The sequence below is a fragment of the Synechococcus sp. L2F genome, assembly GCF_024345695.1.
Lineage (GTDB): Bacteria > Cyanobacteriota > Cyanobacteriia > PCC-6307 > Cyanobiaceae > MW101C3.
Map to the genome: position 1 here is coordinate 1 of NZ_JAGQBP010000007.1, position 19,647 is coordinate 19,647.

Consider the following 19,647-nt stretch of genomic DNA (forward strand, 5'->3'; position numbering starts at 1 on the left):
CAATGCGCACAACTTCCCGCTCGACCTGGCGTCTGCCGAAGCCACCCCTGTGGCCCTGACCGCTCCGGCGATCGGCTGATCCCCTACGTTCTTCAACAGGTTTTCATTGAAGACAGGTTGAGGAACATTGATCGATCAGCAGCCCCCGCAGATTGCGGGGGCTTTTTTTTTGGCAGGAAGCAGCGAGAGGTGGATGGGGTTAGGCGCAGGTCTGCGGGGTGGGTATGTGGTTCTGGGCCTGGCTCATCCCCAGATCCGCATCGGCAGGCCGGCACTGTCTCTGACGTCAGCGTCACCAAAGGCCACGGCTGAACCGTCGGCGAGACGGCTGGCGGTGTGCAGAGTGGCTAGGGCATCAAGGATGTCGTCGTCGGCCACCTCCCGCTTCAGAAATCGGCTCCGCACGCGGCTGACGGTGCCAGGGAAGCAACCCTCCACCAGGGCGAGCCGCTCGGCGCGGCCGGCAGCCGTCTTCTTGGCATGGAGCATCGGCGTGTCGCCGTTCCAGCGAGCGAAGCACACCTCAGGGTGCGCCTCCACCGTGGCAGCGGCCAGCTGCGCATTCGCCCGCAACACCCCATCGAGCTCGCGGATCTTCGGCAGCAGGAAAAAGCTCTGCTTGCTGAGCTTGCGCCCCTGCGCGGCCAGCGAGAGTTCACAGGCCTCTACGTAGGTGGTGGCCGCGAGCACGGCCCGCACCGGTGCAGGAAACACACTGCTACCCCGCTGGCGCAGGAAGCGCCGTGCCGCCCGGTCGCAGGGACGTGGCCCGTTGTCGCCCAGTCCGATCGGCATATCGATGGCGGTGATGGCTGGTTCAGCCCCCTTGAACAGCTCGACGGCGCTGCGGCAGAGCCGCACCCGCACCAGCCGTTCTTGCTGCCCCAGCTCCACGCACAACCAGCCGGCCCGGCAGCCGTCGACGCCGCGCAGCAGCGTCATCTGGCCTCGAGGACGACCTCTGCATCGCCCTGCGACAGGCGATGCCGGGGGCAGGGCGGCGCCACATTGGCCGTTCCCCTGGCTGTTCCACTGCCTTGATCAAGTCTTGCCCCACGGCCTCGCTTCGCCTCGGCCTTGCTTGGGCGTTTCATTGCCGCGGAGCAGGCGGTTGAGGAGCTATTCGCCTGGCACCGGGAACTGCAGTGGTTTCTGAATCTGCGGACGGCGCTCGTTCCGCCCTTGTGGACATCTGCGGAAAATGATGTCCTGTGGATCATTGATTGGTTGAAACTCTGGAAAGCCACTCCGACTGCGAAGCAAGGGTCCTGGGATAGCAGGGATGGATGGGTGGGGCTCATGGGCAACAGTTAGCTCGGGTTTGGTGATTTCGAGCAGGCCACATCCAGGTGGCTCCATCCCCCAACAGCGTGTTGTTTGGCCGCAGGAATGAACCACCTCGTGAGGGATCACCGCTAGGAAAGCACAAGCAGGCTGCCAACCTTTTTCCCGTTGATGACGTGGCGAATGGGTCGAGTTCTGGCGTGGGGTTGGAAACTGCGTGATGGAGCGAAAAGGCGCTGCTGGGAGCTTGTCGGCGGCGGCTTCGCATGGCCACGTGGCGGGCCCCAATTCATTTTGCCAGCCGTTGGCCCTCTGTTGGGAGGGGCGGTGGTATGGGAAAGCTAGTCCCTTGGAGCGGCCTGACAGAGCTGGCCTGGGTCGCTGAGACTGGAGGTGGCAGCCTTGAATCAATCCGGGAATTCACTGCCTTTGGTGGGGATGGCAGCGATTGCAGCAACGGGTGGATGGTTACCAATGCGATGGATAGAGCGCCTTGATTCGGTACAGGCTGTTGTGCAGCCCAGTCTTCAATGTCTTTGATTGCTGCACGACTGTGGGGCGCACGCAGCAAAGTGGCAGTACCGTCGTGGTGGATTACCACAGGCACCTGTTCTATCAGGGTAACTCTGGTTGAGGGAAGATGAACAACTTGTGCAGTGAGTTCGGTGAGTTTCTGTTTGCTGGTAGAAACGAGCTGGTTTACCGCCTGACGCATGGGAGTGCGCCACTCGGCGGGCAGCGGCGCTAGTGGATCACCGCTGCTTGCCCAGTGTGCACGTTGAGCCCTAGCAAGAACCGGCATCACGACTTCGCGTGAGGAGGCGAGGGAGAGCGGACCGCCCAGCAGATCAGCCTTGCTGAATCCGATCGATACGCCCGGCCGGGGAACTCGAATCTGTTCACGGAGCCCTTCTTCCCTTGCTCTTGAAGACGCAACCAGGACGTTGTCGCTTCGTTCAGATGGCACGGCCGCTGGGCTTGAGGATGGATTCTGACCAAGGCCTTCTTTCGGGCTTGATGACTGAAGGAAAGGGCCCTTCTTTCGATTCGACGCTGGCTCCTTGGGGAGAGAGGAACTGGACGAATTCAGCAGCAGTGCTGACAGCACCGAATCGTGAATAGCCGCAGCATGATCTGCAACGAGCTTGCGCTTTGCCGGTAATGGCCTAGCGGGGACGTCAACCAATTGGCTCACCCCATGGCGCTCACTGCCATTGATCATGGCCAGGGTGATCCAGACCAACGGGAAGAGCGTAATGACACAGATGACCCGCAAAGTGGCCATCGCATTGCTTTGCATCATGACCTCTGCGTTACAGACGACCCTAGGTAGGAGACGCTAGCTGAGCGCTTGTCAGAACCGTGGGTTGATGTTGTCATTAGAAGAATGGATCACCATGAACTGCCCTCTGGGCAGGCTTGCCTAGTTCCGGGTGTCCACCGCGTTGTCTGAGGGGTTTCGATTCTTTACCATGGTGTCACTCTCACGCAAAATTGAGTTGAAGGTAGTGGACACCACACCCATTGGTTGTAGGCGATGGCGGGGGTTTGGCGCTACAGAGTGCTATTGAGGCGGATGAGAATGATCTGAGCGTCGCTCCTCGGTGCACCAGTGCTTAGGCCCCTTTGCGATACGAGTGATGTCCATCAGAGGGTGGTTGCTTCCCCGCAGAGGGACGTACCCCAGAGCTCGGACCGCCAAGCTCACAGTCATGGTGATTGTCTCGGCGAAAAGGTTGCCATCGTCAATCTTCGGCTCATCATCCGGTGATGGCGTGAAGATTCGAGCGGTCAGGAAGGTGTTCCGGTAGAACAGAGATTGTCCTGATACTGACTGTTGATGCGTGGGATTTCAACGAAGTTGAGCTAGATCGGCTTGCCCTCTGCGCCTATGCTCGGCGTTCTGAGGCTGAGGTGAAACGCCACCTGGCGCAGATCCGCGCTTCATGGGGTGATGCTGCCGGGCTTCCCAATCGTTGATATCACGAAGGAAAGGCTCGGTTAGATCATAGTGAGTCATTGTCTTTCGCACCATCTCCCGCTTGGCGCCAATGACCTTGCTTGAATTCTGAATCTCTCCTAACCCCGACGCAAGCACGGGCTTATCCGAACAATTCGCAGCGTGAGCTCGGGCCGCAATAGCACCTGTTTATAGAGTTGGGTTAACCACCTCTCTGCTTGACTCAGAGTGAGGCCGCTGAGCTTGGCTGAGCCAATGAGGGCCAGCGAGGCAGTGCCATCGCTGAGTATTTCCAGGCTGCCACCCAGGGGCTGTGCCGAGGAATGGAGCATTCTCAGTTCCAGTACATCCCCGGGGGCGAGGATGTAGCCTTCCACCTGTATGGGCTCGCCGCAGTGTTGCAGGAGCTCCGTTTGAATCTGCATGGCCTGTGTCGCTGATCCTGCAGGCAAGGATGCTGGAGCCAATAGCACAGAGGCAGCGGCCACCATCAGAAAACGATGTGGCAAGGAACCTGGCTTACTGGAAGGCATGGTGCTGACACATCGCTGGCCTGAGAATGGTTGCTATTCGGAGGCCGATATGCATGGTTAGCAGATGGCTCACTGTTTGATCCGGGAAGCAACCTACACTGTCCCTCATACCTGAAGGTTGCCACAACATGCGATCAGGGAATCAATGCTGGCAAGGTTACGCTCCAGATGGGCGAGCTGCTGCTTGATCGCCTTTTTCATTCTGCTGATACGAGGGCGCTTCTTCTTGACAACGACAAGACACTTCGGGCTGGCTTTCTGTCGATTTGTGCGTAGCTTCTGGACAAAGGTATCTCTGATTGGCGGATGCATCGCATCAGGTTTCCCCTGCTGAATGACGAGGATCGGATTTCTAGCAGGGTGAGAATTCATCAGATCAGCAAACGGTGTGGATTCTGTGCAGCTAGTTCATGGGATCGGAGCTCATGCTATTGGATTCGCTTGATGAAATGCATACTCGTTCTCGCGCAGAAAATTGCACACCTAGAGGAGGTCTTGGCTCGCCTTGTTGGTTCATCCGGAGCAAGTCAGCATGAAAAAGCCAGGGGTAACCCCCTGGCAGATCACAACACTTTGCAGTGTTCAGTCGCGCCGGCCGCCGCCGTTAAGGGCAATGATCAGGCGCAGAATGAAGATGAACAGGTTGATATAGGTGAGGTACATCCCCAGGGCGCCGGCCAGGTACTGGTCGTCGTTGTAGGTGCGGGGCATCGTGTAGAAGTCGAGGAAGGCGGCTCCCACGAACAGCACGGTGCCGAAGCCGGCGATCAGCAGCTCAAAGCCGTTGCCACCGAAGCCCGGAATGAAGATCCCGCCCACGATCTGCACCACCATGGCGATGATCAGGCCGAGGATGCCCAGGCCCACCACACCGCCCAGGGCCTGGCCCAGGTTGTCGCTCATGCGGCGGCCCACCATTGAGGCCACTACGAAGGTGATGCCGGTGGCCAGGGCGGCCGTGCCGATGGCGCCGATCCCGGCGGTGCCGATGGCCATGGCCACGATGCCGCTGAGCGTGAACCCTGTGATCAGGCTGTAGATCGCCAGGATCGGCAGCGCCGTGCTGTTGTTGCCCTTCATCGCCACGTTCTGGGCGACGAAGAACAGGATGAAGTTGCCGATCAGGGCCACCCAGAACAGGGGCATGAACAGCGGGGTGCCGATCATCGACAGGCCACCCACCACACCCCCGGCGGTGAGCACCATGCCGCCGCCCACATAGGGGAGAGCCTTGTTGACCACATTGGGGCCAACAAGGGCGCTCGACTGGGCCTCACGAATGGCTTGCTGAAAATTGCTGCTGGCCGGCATTGCGCTCCAGTGGAACGAAACTCCATCCATCCTGCCAGCGGGTTTCGGTCATTGGGAGCGTCCACGCCTGCTGAGGGGTGCGGATCTCCCCATGCCGTCTGAACGGTCGCTTCAGTCTTTCTCGACGGGACCTGGCCAGAGCCGGACGCCCAGCATCGCCACGCCCGTGCCGATGCAGGATTCAACGAAGCGCAGCAAGGCGTTCAGGCCTGGGCTCAGCTTCGGATCCAGGCTGCCGGTGACCATCACCACGATCACCGTGATCGCAGCCAGGCGGCCGTGGCTGGGAATGTTGACGACGGCGCAGAGCAGAACCGTGGCGAAGATCGCCAGGGCCATGCCGAGCGGGTGAAAGGGCAGCAGCGTCAGGTAGATGGCGCTGGTGATCGCGCCGATTGCCGATCCAAGAATGCGCAGGGAGGCGGAGGAGGTCGTTTCCTTGCGGGTGGACTGGGTGACCACGATCGCCGAGATGGCCGACCAGAGGCCGCCGATCTTGGGCAGATAGCCAGGGAACAGGCTGGTGAACCAGAAGCCGAGCACATAGGCCACAAGGGCCGCCAATGCGATTTCGGCGGGAATGCGGAGCCGTTCTGTGCTGTTCATGGTCCCCGGCGGCGTTGCTGGCCGTCGAATCGCTGTTGCGCTGTGGGTGCCGGCCCGTTGGCATCGCGGTTGGCATAGGCGGTCACCAGCCGCTGCACCAGGGGGTGGCGCACCACATCGGCCGCCGTGAGCTCGCAGATCGCCACGCCTTCGACCCCCTGAAGCACCTGGGCCGCCTCGATCAGGCCGCTGAGCTGGCCCGCCGGCAGATCCATCTGGGTGGGATCACCCGTGACCACCATGCGGGAGTTCTCCCCCAGCCGCGTCAGCACCATGCGCATCTGGGCTGTTGTGGTGTTCTGGGCTTCATCGAGGATCACGAAGGCGTCGGCCAGCGTTCGGCCTCGCATGTAGGCCAGCGGAGCCACCTCGATCACCCCTTTTTCCAGCAGCGCGCTGGTGCGTTCCGCCCCCAGCAGGCTGTGCAGCGCGTCGTAGAGGGGACGGAGGTAGGGGTCCACCTTCTGCTGCAGATCGCCGGGGAGGAAGCCCAGCCGTTCGCCTGCTTCCACGGCAGGCCGGGTGAGGATCAGCCGTTCCACCCGCCGCTCAGTCAGCATCCGCACCGCCTGGACGGTGGCCAGGAACGTTTTGCCGGTGCCCGCTGGACCGAGCGCCAAGGTGAGGTCGTGGCGCTCCATCGCCTCGACATAGCTGCGCTGGCGCAGGGTGCGCGGACGCAGCAGCTTGCCGGCCTGGCTGCGGGCCAGCACCACATTGCCCAGGTCGCGATGTTCGGCGCTGCGGCCGGTGTCGAGTGCCACCAGTGCAGTTTGCACATCCACGGCCCCGACGGCCTGGCCCTCTTGCCAGAGGGGCCTCAGCAAATCAACGAGGGCGGCGGCCCGCTCGCGCTGGCTGCTGCGCCCCTGAATCGACAGATCAAGACCCCGCAGCACCATGGAGACGCCGGTGAGCGCCTCGATGTGGTGCAGGGTGGCTTCTGCTTCGCCAGCCAGAGCCAGGGCTGACGATGGATTCGGCAGCGCGATGAGCGTGCGCGAAGAGGAGGTGTCGGCCCCGGTCATGGGGCGCGCCCTCAAGCGGCCGCAGAAGCAGCAGTGGGTTCAGGTTCGGCGGCGGCGGCAGCAGCGGCTTCAGCAGCCTCTGCCACTTTGGCAGCAGCTTCAGCGGCTTCCTTGGCGGCAGCTTCTGCAGCGGCGGCCTTGGCTTCTGCCGCTTCCTTCTCAGCCTGCTTGGCTGCAGCTTCGCGGGCAGCGGCCTGGTTGGCCTTGCCGACGGTTTCGCCCGGACGGATCGTTTTCTCGATCAGGCCGCCTTTTTCCAGCAGCGAACGCACCGTGTCGGTGGGTTGGGCGCCCTGGCCCAGACGCACACGGATCGCCTCGGTGTCGAGGCGGGTTTCTTTCGTGCGGGGGTTGTAGAAGCCCAGTTCCTCCAGCGGCCGCCCATCACGACGTGATGTGCTGTTGGTGGCAACCAAGCGGAAGCTCGCTTCCCGCTTCTTGCCGAACCGCTTCAGGCGGAGCTTGATCATCGTGGCGCAGTCGTGAAGATGGCAGTCCATAACGGTACAACAGCCCTCACAGCCCACAGGCGCGGCCGGCTGCTGCTCACAGCTGGCCGAAGCCTTTGCGCTTTTTCGGCGGCCGGTTGGCTTTGCGCGCCCCCCCAGCAGTGCCCCCACCGGCAGCGGCCGGCATCCCTCCGCCCATGCCGGGGAAGCCGCCCATGCCTGGCATGCCGCCCCCCATTCCGGGGAATCCGGGCATGCCGCCGCCCATCCCTGGCATGCCCGGCATGCCTCCGCCGCGGGTCATCTGCTGCATGAAGCCGCGCATCTTCTGGAAATCAGCCAGCACCTTGTCGACATCCGCCGGGGTGTGACCGCTGCCTGCGGCGATGCGCCGCCGCCGTGAGGGTTGGGCCGCCAGCAATTGGGGTTGCTTGCGTTCGTCCTCGGTCATTGAGCCGATCATCGCCTCGATCCGCTTGAGCTGGGCCTCGCCCTGCTTGAGCATGCCGTCGTCGATCTTGTTCATTCCCGGGATCAGCTTCATCAGGCCGCCCAGAGATCCCATGCGCTTGATCATGCGCATCTGCTGAACGAAGTCGCTGAAGTCGAAGGAGGCTTCCTGCAGCTTCTTCTGCATACGCTCCACATCGGCGATCTCCACCTCCTTCTGGGCTTTCTCCACCAGGGTGAGCACATCGCCCATACCGAGGATGCGGCTGGCCATCCGCTCCGGGTGGAACGGCTGCAGGGCTTCCACCTTTTCGCCGGTGCCGATGAACTTGATCGGCGCGCCGCTCACCTTGCGGATCGAGAGCGCCGCACCCCCGCGGGAGTCGCCGTCGAGTTTGGTGAGCACGGCTCCGGTGATGCCCACCTGCTCGTGAAAGGCGCGGGTGAGGTCGGCGGCCTCCTGGCCGATCATCGAATCCACCACCAGCAGCACCTCATCGGGCGCTGCCACGGTGCGGATCCGCACCATCTCCTCCATCATCGCGGTGTCGATCTGCAGCCGGCCGGCGGTGTCCACCAGCACGGTGTCGAAGCCTTCGGCACGCGCCTTGGCCACACCGGCGGCAGCGATGTCCTCCGGCCGGGCGTCGGCCCCCAGGCTGAACACCTCCACGCCGATCTGCTTGCCGAGGGTCTGCAGCTGATCGATGGCGGCGGGCCGGTAGACGTCGGCGGCCACCAGCAGCGCGCGCCGGCCCTGTTCCTTGAGGTGGAGGCCCAGCTTGGCGGTGGCGGTGGTCTTGCCCGCCCCCTGCAGACCGGCCATCAGCACCACCGTGGGGGCCTGATCGGCACGGGCCAGCGGTGCGTTCTCCCCGCCCATCACCTCCACCAGTGCCTGATGCACCAGCTGGATGAACTGCTGATCCGGGCTCACCCCCCGCACCACCTCGGCACCGATGGCGCGCTCGCGCACATCGGCGATGAAGCCCTTGACCACATCGAGGCTGACATCGGCCTCCAGCAGGGCCCGGCGCACCTGCTGCAGCGCCCCATCCACGTTGCTCTCGGTGATCTTGTCCTGGCCCCGCAGGCTCTTGACCGCGTCTTCGAAACGCTGGGAAAGTTCGTCGAACATGGGGCGAAGCACCGGCGGATCGTGACCCGATCGTAAAAACATGCCGGCCGGCCTTCCGCCGCTGCTTCGGCGGCGCCGCTTGCACGCCCCCAGCCTCAGCTCAGGCTCAAGGGCTCAGCTGCGGCTCAGGAGAGCGGGCGGAAGCCCACCACCTTCCACACCTCGCCCTCGCGGCCGAAGATGTAGAGGTTGCGAAAGTTGGTGGCAGGGGTGCGATCGACCACCTTGCCCTGGGCGTCGAGCGCCGTGTCGCTGTAGCGGATGTCCACGGCGGCGGCGATCCGGCGGGGGGTGCGGGTGTCGATGCGGAGGCCCTGGATCTCGGTCGTCACCTGCTCACGGCTCACGCCCCGGGCACGGTTGCGGCGTAGCTCGGCGGCCAGTTCGCGCACCAGCCTTTCCCGGGCCAGGTCTGCGGGCGGGATGGCGGGGGTTCGGCCATCGAGGGCTGCGGCTTTGGTCTGCAGCCAGGTTTCCAGCAGGGCGCGCAGCTGGCTTTCATCCGGCTCGGCGCTGGTGAGCGGCACTGGGCCAGCCGCCCGGGCTGGCTGGGGCTTGGCCGCGGGGGGACTCTTGGCGGGGGTGTCTGCTGGCGGGGGGGAGGTGCCGGTGGCGCCCACTCCTGGTTTGGGCTGCTTGTCGGGGCTGGCGGGCGACAAGGGCCGCAGGGCCATCATTCCTGCCAGGCCAGCGGCGACGAAGGCGCTGACCAGAACGGCGGCCGCGGCCATGCGGCCCCAGCCGGGCAGAGCTTTCCAGCCGGCGGCGCCAAGGGGAGCGCGCCTGGGGCGGGGGGCGGCACTGGACCGCGCCGGGGTGGTTGTCGCTGTGCGGAAGGGGTCTGAGCTCTCGAGCGGCAGGCTGGCCGGGTCAGCGGCGGGCTCCAGTGGATCCGGCCAGCGCATCGGGTCTTCAGAAGAAGCTGCCGTGCCACGGGACGCCAGAGAGTCGAGGACCGGATCTGTGGTGAGCGGAGCAGCAGACATGGCTTCCGTACCGGCATGGCTCCGGCCCTGCAGCTCCCGGTTCTGGCGCCGGTCGAGCTGCTCCACATAGGCCTGCACGTCGCGATCGGCGAAGTAAGCCTCCAGATCAGGGTCGATTTCGATGTCGCGGTATCCGGCGAGAACATCGCGCCGCAGCCAGTCGCAGCAGTAGGCGCAGAGCTGAGCCAGCGGTTCGCTCCCATGCTCGGCCGCCCAGGCGCGCAGGGCGGGATCAGCGCCCTGGCTGAAGCAGGCCTCCGCCGTAGCCACCCGCCCCAGCAGCAGATGCTGGCAGGCCAGGAAGGGCTGCAGGCCCGGTTGACCGCTGGCCTCCAGCCGCAGCTGGGCGGCGGCGATGCGTTCTGGCTTGCGCTGGGCGAAGCCGGAGGCGGTGAGCGCCAGGCAGGCCAGGAATTCGGCGGTGGCGGAGCCGGGGGTGGTGGCGTTGCCGCTGGCCCAGCGGCTGAACAGGTCGACCTGCTCCTGGACCGTCAGGTAGTGGCGGATCTGCTTGAAGAAGTCCTGGAAGTCTTTCCTGGGTAGGGCTGGATCTCCGTCGCCCTCCAGTCCGCCGCGCCGCTCCACCAGCATCTCCAGCAGGTTCAGACCTTCGGCGCGCTCGTCGGTGGCGCTCAGATCACGCCGCAGCAGATCGAGCACCCGAAACGGCAGCAGATCGGCCAGGTCGTGTTCCATCTGCCGTTGCTGCTCCGGTTGGCGGCCCGTGCGCCGCATCAAGGTGATGCCCTCCTGAAGCAGCTGGGCCGCCCGCTCGAACTGACGGCGCCCCTGCAGCTCTCTGGCACCCATGCGGCAGGCTTCCCCCGCCAGCAGGGTGAGATCGGCCTCGCGGTGGCTGCCCAGTGCCGGCGCCTGCGGCGGTTGCAGGCAGCGACGGGCTGCATCGAAAGCATCGATGGCCAGCCCCGCTTCCCAGAGCAGCAGCAAGGCCCCCATCTCGCGGGAAGGCGGCACGTCCAGGCCCGGTGTCAGGGCGCCGTCCTCGGTGTCGAGCGCCATGAGCTCGGCTTCGTAGGCCTGGCGTCGCTCCGGATCGCTGAGCACATCAGCGCTTTCGCGCAGCAGCACGGCACGGGCCTCCAGGGCTGCGGCGGTGAAACCCTGCTCCGGCGGCCGGTCGAGCCGCTGCTGCAAGGTGTGCAAGACCGTCTGGGCATCAGTGGCCGGTCTCACCCCCAGAAGTTGGAAATGGTCGATCGGCAGTTCCAACCCTGGCGACTCGCAATCCCGCGGCACGGGCTTGGCAGGGAGTGTAGGCAGAGGCAACCAATTTGACTCTGCGGGCGGAACAGACCCCGTACAGTCAGCGGTCAGAAGTTCCGCTGTCCCTGCCATGACCCAGGAGATCGCTGTCCCGGCCCCGCCGGCGGCCGAGCCTGTCAGCAGCCATTCGGAAAGGCTCGCATCCCTTTACACGGCTGGCCCCACATCGGTGAGCCGTGCCGACGGTCTGGTCCTCTACCGGGACATGACCCTGGGTCGACGGTTCGAAGACAAGTGCGCGGAGATGTACTACCGCGGCAAGATGTTCGGCTTCGTGCACCTCTACAACGGCCAGGAGGCCGTGAGCACGGGCGTGATCAAGGCGATGCGTGCCCAGCACGACTGGTTCTGCAGCACCTATCGGGATCACGTTCATGCGCTCAGCTGCGGCGTGCCGGCCCGTGAGGTGATGAGTGAGCTGTTCGGCAAGGCCACCGGCTGCAGCAAGGGCCGGGGTGGCTCCATGCACCTGTTCTCCAGGGAGCATCACCTGCTGGGCGGCTATGCCTTCATCGGCGAAGGCATCCCGGTGGCCCTGGGGGCGGCGTTCACCAGCCGCTACAAGCGCGACGCGCTCGGTGATGCCAGCAGCGATGCGGTCACCGCCGCCTTCTTCGGCGATGGCACCTGCAACAACGGCCAGTTCTTCGAGTGCCTGAACATGGCGGCGCTCTGGAAGCTGCCGATCCTGTTCGTGGTGGAGAACAACAAGTGGGCGATCGGCATGGCCCACGACCGTGCCACCAGCGATCCGGAGATCTGGCGCAAAGCCGCCGCCTTCGGCATGGCTGGCGAGGAAGTCGACGGCATGGATGTGCTGGCGGTTCGCGCTGCGGCTCAGCGGGCGGTGGAGCGGGCCAGGGCGGGCGAAGGCCCCACCCTGCTGGAGTGCCTCACCTATCGCTTCCGCGGCCACTCCCTGGCCGACCCCGACGAGCTCCGCAGCGAGGCGGAGAAGGACTTCTGGGCGCAGCGCGATCCGATCAAGGCCCTCGCCGCTCACCTCACGTCCCACGGCCTCGCCAGCGCCGATGAGCTGAAGGAGATCGAGAAGGAGATCGACGCGGAGGTGGCCGATGCGGTCAGCTTCGCCCTCGCGGCGCCCGAGCCCGATCCTGCCGAACTCACCCGCTACATCTGGGCTGAAGACTGAGGCGCTGAGGGCTCGCCAGCCCCAACACAGAGGTGCAGTGGCGGCCTGCTGGGCTCACAGCCCGTGCAGGCGGGCCTGCTCAGCAGCGGCGCGGAACACCAGCCCATGGCGCTCCACCAGCTCCGGCAGGCTGTCGTAGCCGCCGCCGATCACACTGGCCACGGGGACCCCTCGCCTGAGGCAGGCGTCGAACACCAGGCGGTCGCGCTGCAGCAAGCCCTCGCTGCTGAGACAAAGCCTGCCCAGCCGATCGTCGCGGTGCGGGTCCACACCGGCGTTGTAGAGCACGAGATCCGGCCGGAGCCGCTCGAGCAGGACGGGCAGGTGCTCCCCCACCGTCTCCAGGTAGGCCTGATCCTCGAGGCCGTCAGCGAGTGGCAGATCCAGGTCGCTGGCTTGCTTGTGCAGGGGAAAGTTGCTGGCGCAGTGCACCGAGAAGGTGAACACGCGTGGCTCTTCGGCGAACAGCGCCGCCGTGGCATCGCCCTGATGCACGTCCAGATCCACCACCAGCAGCTGACGCACCGCCCCTTCCGCCAGCAGCACCCGGGCAGCGACGGCGTAGTCGTTGAAGATGCAGAAGCCGCTGCCCTGGGTGGCGAAGGCGTGGTGGGTGCCGCCGGCCAGATGGCAGGCCACGCCATGGCGCAGGGCCAGCCGGGCGGTGAGCACGGTGCCTCCTACCGCCAACCATGTGCGGCGCACCAGTGGTGCCGTGGCCGGCAGGCCGATGCGCCGCTGCTGGGCCGCACTCAGCTGATTGCGGGCAAACGCCTGGTGATACGTGCGGGGATGCACCTGTTCGATCCAGCGACGCGGCGCTGGCAGCGGCTGGTGCAGCTGGCTGTCCCGGGCCAGATCCCGTGCGCGCAGCAGGTCGTGCAGCAGCCGGAATTTGGCCATCGGAAAACGATGGCTGCTCGGCAGCGGCGCGGAGTAGGCCGGGTGGTAAACGAGGGGAGGCCGCAGGGGCTGGCCCTCAGAGGCGGCTGGGCAGCCGGTGGGTGAGGCTGCGCAGCTTGCGCAGCGCCTTCAGTTCCACCTGCCGCACCCGTTCACGGGAAACGTCGAGCTGACGGCCGATCTCGGCGAGGGTGTGGCGCTCGTCGCCATGCAGTCCGAACCGGAGTTCGAGCACCTGGCGCTCCTGTTCGGAGAGATGGCTGAGCCAGCGGTTGAGCTGTTCGTGGTGCATGCCACGCTCCACCACATCGAGCGGTTGCTCGTTGGCGGGATCGGCGATCAGATCCCCGAGGAAACTGCGGCCCTCTTCGCCGTTCACGGGCGCATCCAGGCTGGAGGTGGTGAGGGCCTGGCCCAGCAGGGCATCAAGCTCTTCGAGCGGCATCGCCATGGCCTCGGCGATTTCGCGGCGGCTGGGCATGGCGCCGAGCTTGTGGGCCAGATCAAGGCTCACGCGGCGGATGGCGGTGAGCCGTTCGCTGAGATGCACTGGCAGGCGGATCGTGCGCGACTGGCAGGCGATCGCGCGGGTCATGCTCTGGCGGATCCACCAGAAGGCATACGTGGAGAACTTGTAGCCGCGCGTGGGATCGAACTTCTCCACCGCCCGCTCCAGACCGAGCGAACCTTCCTGGATCAGATCGAGCAGCTCCAGCCCTTTGCCCTGATATTTCTTGGCCACGCTGACCACGAGCCTCAGGTTGGCTTTCATCATCCGCTGCTTGGAGCGGCGACCGATCCGGATCAGCTGACGTTCCTGGTCGGTGGGATGGTCGGGCTCACCGGATTGGGTGAGCTGCATCATCGCCTGCACCTGATTGCCCAGTTCGATCTCTTCGGCAGGGGTGAGCAGAGGTTCTCGGCCAATGGAGGTGAGATACCAGCTGATCGGATCCCCACCGCGGCTCCGACTGCTTTTTTCGCCCTGGAGGCTGGAGGCTGTCATGGAGGAGCCTGTGCCCGCTGATTGGCGTCACTATCCGCTCAGTTTTTTGAAAGGGGCTGTGATTTCAGCAACCTTTCAACTTTCTGCGTGCAAAAGGAAACATTGGGCCGGTTTGATTGATCGATTCGTTCATTTGTCGCCTGATTCAAGCGGCAGATCCCAAGGTGGCGGCCACTTCCTGGGGCGTGGTCTGCCCTGCCCCTCGCTGCCGGGCACAGGTCAGGCCCGCCTCGGCATGCTCCAGCACCGCCGCTGCCAACAGCACCCCGTCCCCGGCGGCGGCGCATGCGCCTCGCCCGGCGGCGTACCCCGCCAGCACATCCCCCAGGCCGGCCCGGGCGACGGCGGTGGCCGCCTGGAGCACTTGCCAGCGCCGCCCATCGGCAGCGGCCACCACGGTGCGGGCCCCCTTGAGGGCCAGGCTCACACCGCACCGCTGGGCGGCGGTGGCGGCGGCCCGCAGCGGCGTTTCACCGGCCAGGTCGGGGAACAGCCGGGCGAACTCGCCCTGGTGGGGCGTGAGCCAGGTGGTTCCGGCCCGGCCCCGCAGCCACTCCTCTGGCGCACCGGCGGCGCCGGCCGCCAGGCGGTTGAGCCCGTCGGCGTCGAGCACCACCAGCCCGGGAAAGCGACCCAGCGCCTCCCAGCCCTTCTCCTCGCCGCCCGCCGTTGCAGCAGAGCCGTGCTCCATCCTCAGGCACGCTTCGCCACCAGCCCCGCTGTCGCCCCAGTGATCGCCTCCGATGCCGGGCCCCACCAGCACAGTGTCCAGCCGCTCCAGCAGCCCGGGATTCGCCAGACCCGCCAATGCCAGCCCGCCGCCGACCCGCTCCTCAAGTGCGGCGCTGATCACGACGTGGGGCTGCACCAGCCAGATCTGCTCCGCCAGGGCGCGGGGCAGGGCTGCCCGCAGGCTGCCGCAGCCGCTGGCACTGGCCCCCAGCAGGCTGAGCTGGCCTGCTCCGGGGTAGGCGGCGCTGCCGCTCACCACCAGCAGGCGCCCTCGGGCGTACTTGCCGGCCGCCTGGGGCCGCTGGGGCCAGGGAGCGGTGGCCCGGTCGCTGCCGAGCAGTGCCAGTGGTTGATCGGCGGGCAGGTCCGCCAGCAGTGCCGCCGGCAGGCCGAGATCGAGGCGCTCCAGCTGGCCCACCCAGGCCAGGGCCGTGTCCTGCACCAGCCCCTGCTTGAGCAAGCCCAGGCAGTACGTGATGGCGGCGCAGGCGGCCACCGGGCCCAGGGGCCGGCCGCTGTCGGCGCAGAGGCCGGTGGGCACATCGATCGCCACCAGCCGACCGCCCATCAGCCGCTGGCGCTGCTCCAGCAAGGTGGCGATGCGGGGCTCCGGCGGCCGGTGCTGGCCGATGCCGAACAGGCCGTCGACCCACAGCTCGGTCGCCGCCGGATCGGGTGGCGCCGCGAGGCGTTCGATGCCCAGCCAGGCCGCATGGCGCAGATGGGCTTCGGTAAGGGGTTTGTGGCGCTCAAACGGGCTCCAGATCCGCACGGCGACACCGGCCAGGTACAGCTCCCGTGCCACCACCAGAGCATCGCCGCCGTTGTGGCCCGGCCCTGCCAGCACGAGCACGCCATCCCGCAGCAGCTCGGGCCGCGCCAGCAGTGCCCGGCTGATCGCCAGGGCGGCTTTCTCCATCAACGCCTCCACCGGCAGCCCGCTGGCGAACAGGCGTTCCTCCAACGCCGCCATCGGCGCGGATTCCACCAGCAGGTGGGCGGCGTCACGGGCGGGCCAACAGCTCATGGCAGCACTCGAAGGGTGGGGCCCAACCGTGCTGGGCGCGTCGCTTCATGATGGAGAGGCCCCGACGCTGCGCACTCGCGACGGCGGCACCGCTCCCCTTGGCCTTTCCTCCCCCCGCCACCTCCGGCGCCCCTGACGGGCCTTCTGCCACCGCAGCCGCTCTTGCTGCCACCCCTGCCGCCCCCGCCGCTGCTGTGATCGGCCGCCTGCGCGGCTGGCCCGGGGAACATCGGGTGGCCGTGGGGCTCTCCGGTGGCGTCGACAGCTCCCTCACCGCGGCGCTGCTGGTGGAGGCCGGCTGGCAGGTGGAGGGGCTCACCCTCTGGTTGATGAGCGGCAAGGGAGCCTGCTGTGCCGAAGGGCTGGTGGACGCGGCCGGGATCTGCGAACAGCTGGCGATTCCGCATCACGTGGTGGATTCGCGCGCCCGCTTTGAGGAGCAGATCGTCGGGTTTCTGGTGGAGGGCTATGCCGCTGGGGTCACGCCCCTGCCCTGCTCCCGCTGCAACCGCGAGGTGAAGTTCTCGCCGATGCTGGAGTGGGCGGAGCGCGAACGCGGCATTGCCCGGATCGCCACCGGCCACTACGCCCGCCTGCGGCACGCTCCCGAACCGAGCGGCCGTACCCAGCTGCTGCGCGGCCTGGATGCGCGCAAGGATCAGAGCTACTTCCTCTACGACCTGCCCCAGCAGGTGCTCAGCCGGCTGGTGTTCCCGCTCGGGGAGCTCACCAAGGCTGACACGCGGCTGGAGGCGGAGCGGTACGGGCTGCGCACGGCCAGGAAGCCTGAATCCCAGGACCTCTGCCTTGCCGATCACCATGGCTCGATGAAGGCGTTTCTGGATGCCTATCTGCCGCCGCGCCAGGGGGAGATTGTGCTGAGCGATGGGCGGGTGCTGGGCCAGCATGACGGCATCGAGCACTTCACCATCGGCCAGCGCAAAGGACTGGGGGTGGCCTGGAGCGAACCGCTGCATGTGGTGCGCCTCGATGCCGCCATGAACCGGGTGGTGGTGGCGCCGCGGGCTGAGGCCGGCCGGGGTGGCTGTGTGGTCGGGGCGATCAACTGGGTGTCAATCGATCCGCCCCAGGCGCCGCTGGATCTGGAGGTGCAGGTGCGCTACCGCAGTGCTCCGGTGGCGGCCCGGCTCACTCCCCTGGCTGCCACCGCCGCCGACACGGCCGCCGGCCGGCCCAGCCGTGCCCGCCTGGAGTTCGCCGAGGAGCAGTTTTCGATCACCCCCGGACAGGCGGCGGTGTTCTACGCCGGAGAGGTGCTGCTGGGCGGCGGCTTGATTGCCGCAGAAGATCACCAATAGGGATCGACTGCCAGCTCCACCTGCAGGACGCCGCTGCCGCAGGCGTGAACGGTGGCGATGCAGGCCCTCAGCACCTCGCCGTTGACATCGATTTCGCAGGCCCCGCAGCTACCACCCAGACAGCCGGTAGGAATCACCACCCCGGCCGCGGCGGCTGCCTGCAGCCAATCACTGCCCACCGGTGCGCTGGTAGTGCTGCCATCTGGCCACTGAATCGCTACCACGGGCTCTGAATTCGGCGGGGCCTCAGGCATGGCGTGGCGAGGGGGAGGAGGAGCAATCGGGACGTGGATTGCTACAGAGAGACTCAGGAACATCCGCCCCATTCACAGGAGGATGACCCTGTGATTGCAGGTAAGCACTGGGTTCACGGGCGGCAAGCCGCTTGGATTCGGAGACTACGAGCCGATCACGGCAAAGAAGCGCACCTAAGGCGAGACGTTTCTGGCCGACATGGAGCAGGTCGTGCCCTGGCAGGCGCTGATCCATCTGGTTGAGCCCCGCTACCCCAAGAGCGGCATGAAAGGAGGCCGCCGTTTGGCCTTCAGAAGACCCGGCTGCGGGGAATGACCAAGAACAGCTGCAAGGTGAACGTGTTCGCTGCTCAGCGATGCTGTTCTTGGCCCATCATCAGTTGTTGGATAGGACATGACCAGCGAAGGGTGTGCTCCTCTGGACGACAATGGAGAACCGAATCAAGCAGGGTAAATGGCCCCAAAGAGCTGGAATTAGACCGAACCTTGCTGAATCTGAACCGAGAAGGGCCAACGCGAACCTGCTAAGGGCACTTAGGTATCGCTTGCCACTTTTTGACCACAACTTCCCTGATATAGCTCCTTCCTTCTTGATACAGGCGAAGGAGCAGTATTTGAGTCAGCGGTGCAATTGTGGCGATTGCTACTTGCGTGAAGAGCTGTATCAACCTGGCTTTCAAGCCCGGAAAGCCCTAAGATTGGGCTTGCGTCAAGTTCCATAGTTTACATCCGCAGGCCATGACTTCAGGAAAACATGGTTCACATTCAAGCGCATCCTCTCTGCAATTTCCTTCATGTCTTTCACTCGTAGACGGCTTTTTTGCAAACTGCCAGCTCGTGTATCAACACAATCAGGACATTGGCGCCCCTGAAGAGGAGGTGATGGCTGTTCCGAGTGAGCTGTCGGCAGAATTCCAAAAACTATCACCTGCGGTCAGGAACTTAGGCAGGGCATTTGAGCTCGGTCTTTTTCATGACTGATGCCATGGTGGCTTCAGTTGGCTTGTTGGAAGCCTTGGGGCATTTCGATTCTACCTGAATTCCTTTCAAGTGCCTTTATCTCAACTCGCTTGCACTCGAATATGATTCGAATATGATCAGATTCGAATATGATCAGAAAGGCTCTCAATTGCAGTTCTGTCTGACAATCCTAATGCCCAGTGCCAGTGCTGGGCTTTCTCACGCTTCTTCCGTTCATTCGATGCATTTTTAGATGCCATCCGGTTGGCGGTGATCGTTCACGAAGAGCATGGTTTCATTGGTATCGCGAGGCTTGACTTCGACTCTGGCGCTCCCCAGCACTCGTTGAGTTGGATCGAGAATTCCGAGCAAGTTTCAGCACTGCGGCTCCGACCAGTGCTCTCCCGTAGGCATCATGATCCCGTGGGCACCTTGGGCAAGCGAGGAGAAACCACGCCAGCGGCACGCAAGGGTCAGGCTCTTGATCCCAGCTTTAGGACACAGCAGCGCCCATGCATGGCTTGAGCGACACACCCAGTGTTTGGCAGGGGCACCTGCCGCTCCCTCTCCGCCTGGGCAAAAGGGCAGATGCTGTGGTTGCCCTAGACGAGCGCATCAGCGGGTCATCTTATTAGGTAGACCAGGACGCCTAACATCGCCCGGCAGTGCTAGGAATCCGTAGACGACGGGCTCATATCCTCGCGGCAGCAAATTCCAGCCAGCGTCATACACATGCACCCTGCGGGTGGCCTTGCCATCGGCCTCGAACGGCAGGCCCGCATGGGCCCAGGCCAGCGCACTGCCAGCCAGGTTGCGGGCCTCGAACCCTCGCTCTCTGAGCGTTCTGGTGTAATGGCCGCTGCGCACGCCGATGGTGCAATACGGCACTACGAGCCAGGAACGATAGCGGGCGCTGTTGCGCTCGAACTCTTCGCTGCTGATCGCCCCCGGCAACATCGACACGCGCCGTTCGTGCGGTTCGCGCACATCCACCAGCACCGCAGGCCGGTCGTTCGGGCGGGTCACCCATTCGCCCACGGAGATCTCCGGCTGGCCGGGAAACTGCTGCAGCTTCATCTCGTCATAACGGCGCTGCACTTCGGCCGCCAGCTCCTGATCGGCGGAGCTGGAGGTGCCTCTGTCACTGCCTTCATCCGAGCGATGCAGCCACAGGCCCGCCACAGCGGTGACCAGAGCCACAGCCAATGCCGCTCTGGCCCTGGCAGTTTTGGACCACGAAGCACCCACCCAACGCAGCCGCTCA

Annotated in this window: 17 protein-coding genes and 1 pseudogene; 3 read left to right on the forward strand and 15 right to left on the reverse strand. The window is 65.1% G+C overall.

What is annotated here, in order from left to right:
* Positions 1–243: 243 nt before the first annotated feature.
* From KBZ19_RS14300 to KBZ19_RS14340, 10 genes are all read right to left on the reverse strand, one after another.
* Positions 244–942, reverse strand: a complete 699-nt coding sequence (locus KBZ19_RS14300; protein WP_255101392.1) for a DUF429 domain-containing protein — start codon at positions 940–942, stop codon at positions 244–246.
* Between the two features lie 631 nt (positions 943–1,573).
* Entirely contained in the window at positions 1,574–2,587 is a 1,014-nt protein-coding gene (locus tag KBZ19_RS14305) for a hypothetical protein (protein ID WP_255101393.1), read from the reverse strand.
* A 776-nt stretch (positions 2,588–3,363) separates the two neighbouring features.
* Complete coding sequence (locus tag KBZ19_RS15240; protein WP_399220391.1) at positions 3,364–3,777, reverse strand: polysaccharide biosynthesis/export family protein; 414 nt, start codon at positions 3,775–3,777, stop codon at positions 3,364–3,366.
* A gap of 105 nt (positions 3,778–3,882) precedes the next feature.
* Positions 3,883–4,149, reverse strand: a complete 267-nt coding sequence (locus KBZ19_RS14310) for a hypothetical protein (RefSeq protein WP_255101394.1) — start codon at positions 4,147–4,149, stop codon at positions 3,883–3,885.
* A gap of 210 nt (positions 4,150–4,359) precedes the next feature.
* Positions 4,360–5,088 (reverse strand): Bax inhibitor-1 family protein, encoded by a 729-nt coding sequence (locus KBZ19_RS14315; protein ID WP_094514645.1) that lies wholly within the window; start codon positions 5,086–5,088, stop codon positions 4,360–4,362.
* A gap of 111 nt (positions 5,089–5,199) precedes the next feature.
* Complete coding sequence (locus KBZ19_RS14320) at positions 5,200–5,694, reverse strand: aromatic acid exporter family protein (protein WP_255101395.1); 495 nt, start codon at positions 5,692–5,694, stop codon at positions 5,200–5,202.
* Positions 5,691–6,722, reverse strand: coding sequence for a PhoH family protein (locus KBZ19_RS14325; protein ID WP_094514650.1), 1,032 nt, complete (start codon positions 6,720–6,722; stop codon positions 5,691–5,693). Before KBZ19_RS14325 ends, KBZ19_RS14320 begins: the two co-directional genes overlap by 4 nt.
* Before the next feature lie 11 nt (positions 6,723–6,733).
* Complete coding sequence (gene rpsP / locus KBZ19_RS14330; RefSeq protein ID WP_255101396.1) at positions 6,734–7,192, reverse strand: 30S ribosomal protein S16; 459 nt, start codon at positions 7,190–7,192, stop codon at positions 6,734–6,736.
* A gap of 76 nt (positions 7,193–7,268) precedes the next feature.
* The gene (gene ffh, locus KBZ19_RS14335) at positions 7,269–8,759 is read right to left on the reverse strand and encodes a signal recognition particle protein (protein ID WP_094514652.1); all 1,491 of its coding nucleotides are present in this window, start codon (positions 8,757–8,759) and stop codon (positions 7,269–7,271) included.
* A gap of 125 nt (positions 8,760–8,884) precedes the next feature.
* Positions 8,885–10,939 (reverse strand): IMS domain-containing protein, encoded by a 2,055-nt coding sequence (locus KBZ19_RS14340; protein WP_255101397.1) that lies wholly within the window; start codon positions 10,937–10,939, stop codon positions 8,885–8,887.
* A 160-nt stretch (positions 10,940–11,099) separates the two neighbouring features.
* On the opposite strand from KBZ19_RS14340, the gene pdhA reads away from it, so the two are divergent.
* Positions 11,100–12,182: a pyruvate dehydrogenase (acetyl-transferring) E1 component subunit alpha gene (gene pdhA, locus KBZ19_RS14345; RefSeq protein ID WP_094514657.1), complete on the forward strand. Its 1,083-nt coding sequence runs from the start codon at positions 11,100–11,102 to the stop codon at positions 12,180–12,182.
* 54 nt (positions 12,183–12,236) lie between these two features.
* Here the strand turns inward: pdhA and KBZ19_RS14350 are convergent, their stop codons facing one another.
* From KBZ19_RS14350 to KBZ19_RS14360, 3 genes are all read right to left on the reverse strand, one after another.
* Complete coding sequence (locus tag KBZ19_RS14350) at positions 12,237–13,151, reverse strand: histone deacetylase (protein ID WP_094514660.1); 915 nt, start codon at positions 13,149–13,151, stop codon at positions 12,237–12,239.
* A gap of 10 nt (positions 13,152–13,161) precedes the next feature.
* Positions 13,162–14,091, reverse strand: coding sequence for a sigma-70 family RNA polymerase sigma factor (locus tag KBZ19_RS14355; protein WP_094514664.1), 930 nt, complete (start codon positions 14,089–14,091; stop codon positions 13,162–13,164).
* A gap of 145 nt (positions 14,092–14,236) precedes the next feature.
* Positions 14,237–15,850, reverse strand: a complete 1,614-nt coding sequence (locus KBZ19_RS14360) for an NAD(P)H-hydrate epimerase (RefSeq protein ID WP_255101398.1) — start codon at positions 15,848–15,850, stop codon at positions 14,237–14,239.
* 206 nt (positions 15,851–16,056) lie between these two features.
* Here KBZ19_RS14360 and mnmA point away from each other — a divergent pair, with 206 nt between their 5' ends.
* Entirely contained in the window at positions 16,057–17,169 is a 1,113-nt protein-coding gene (gene mnmA, locus KBZ19_RS14365; RefSeq protein ID WP_261346638.1) for a tRNA 2-thiouridine(34) synthase MnmA, read from the forward strand.
* Here mnmA and KBZ19_RS14370 read toward each other — a convergent pair.
* Positions 17,160–17,423 (reverse strand): 2Fe-2S iron-sulfur cluster-binding protein, encoded by a 264-nt coding sequence (locus KBZ19_RS14370; RefSeq protein WP_255101400.1) that lies wholly within the window; start codon positions 17,421–17,423, stop codon positions 17,160–17,162. The genes mnmA and KBZ19_RS14370 overlap by 10 nt on opposite strands.
* A 94-nt stretch (positions 17,424–17,517) precedes the next feature.
* Between KBZ19_RS14370 and KBZ19_RS15245 the strand changes: the two are divergent.
* Positions 17,518–17,697: pseudogene (locus tag KBZ19_RS15245) on the forward strand (hypothetical protein); the annotation flags it as partial.
* Positions 17,698–18,998: 1,301 nt separating this feature from the next.
* Here the strand turns inward: KBZ19_RS15245 and KBZ19_RS14380 are convergent.
* Positions 18,999–19,583, reverse strand: a complete 585-nt coding sequence (locus tag KBZ19_RS14380) for a rhodanese-like domain-containing protein (protein WP_255101429.1) — start codon at positions 19,581–19,583, stop codon at positions 18,999–19,001.
* Positions 19,584–19,647 lie beyond the last annotated feature (64 nt).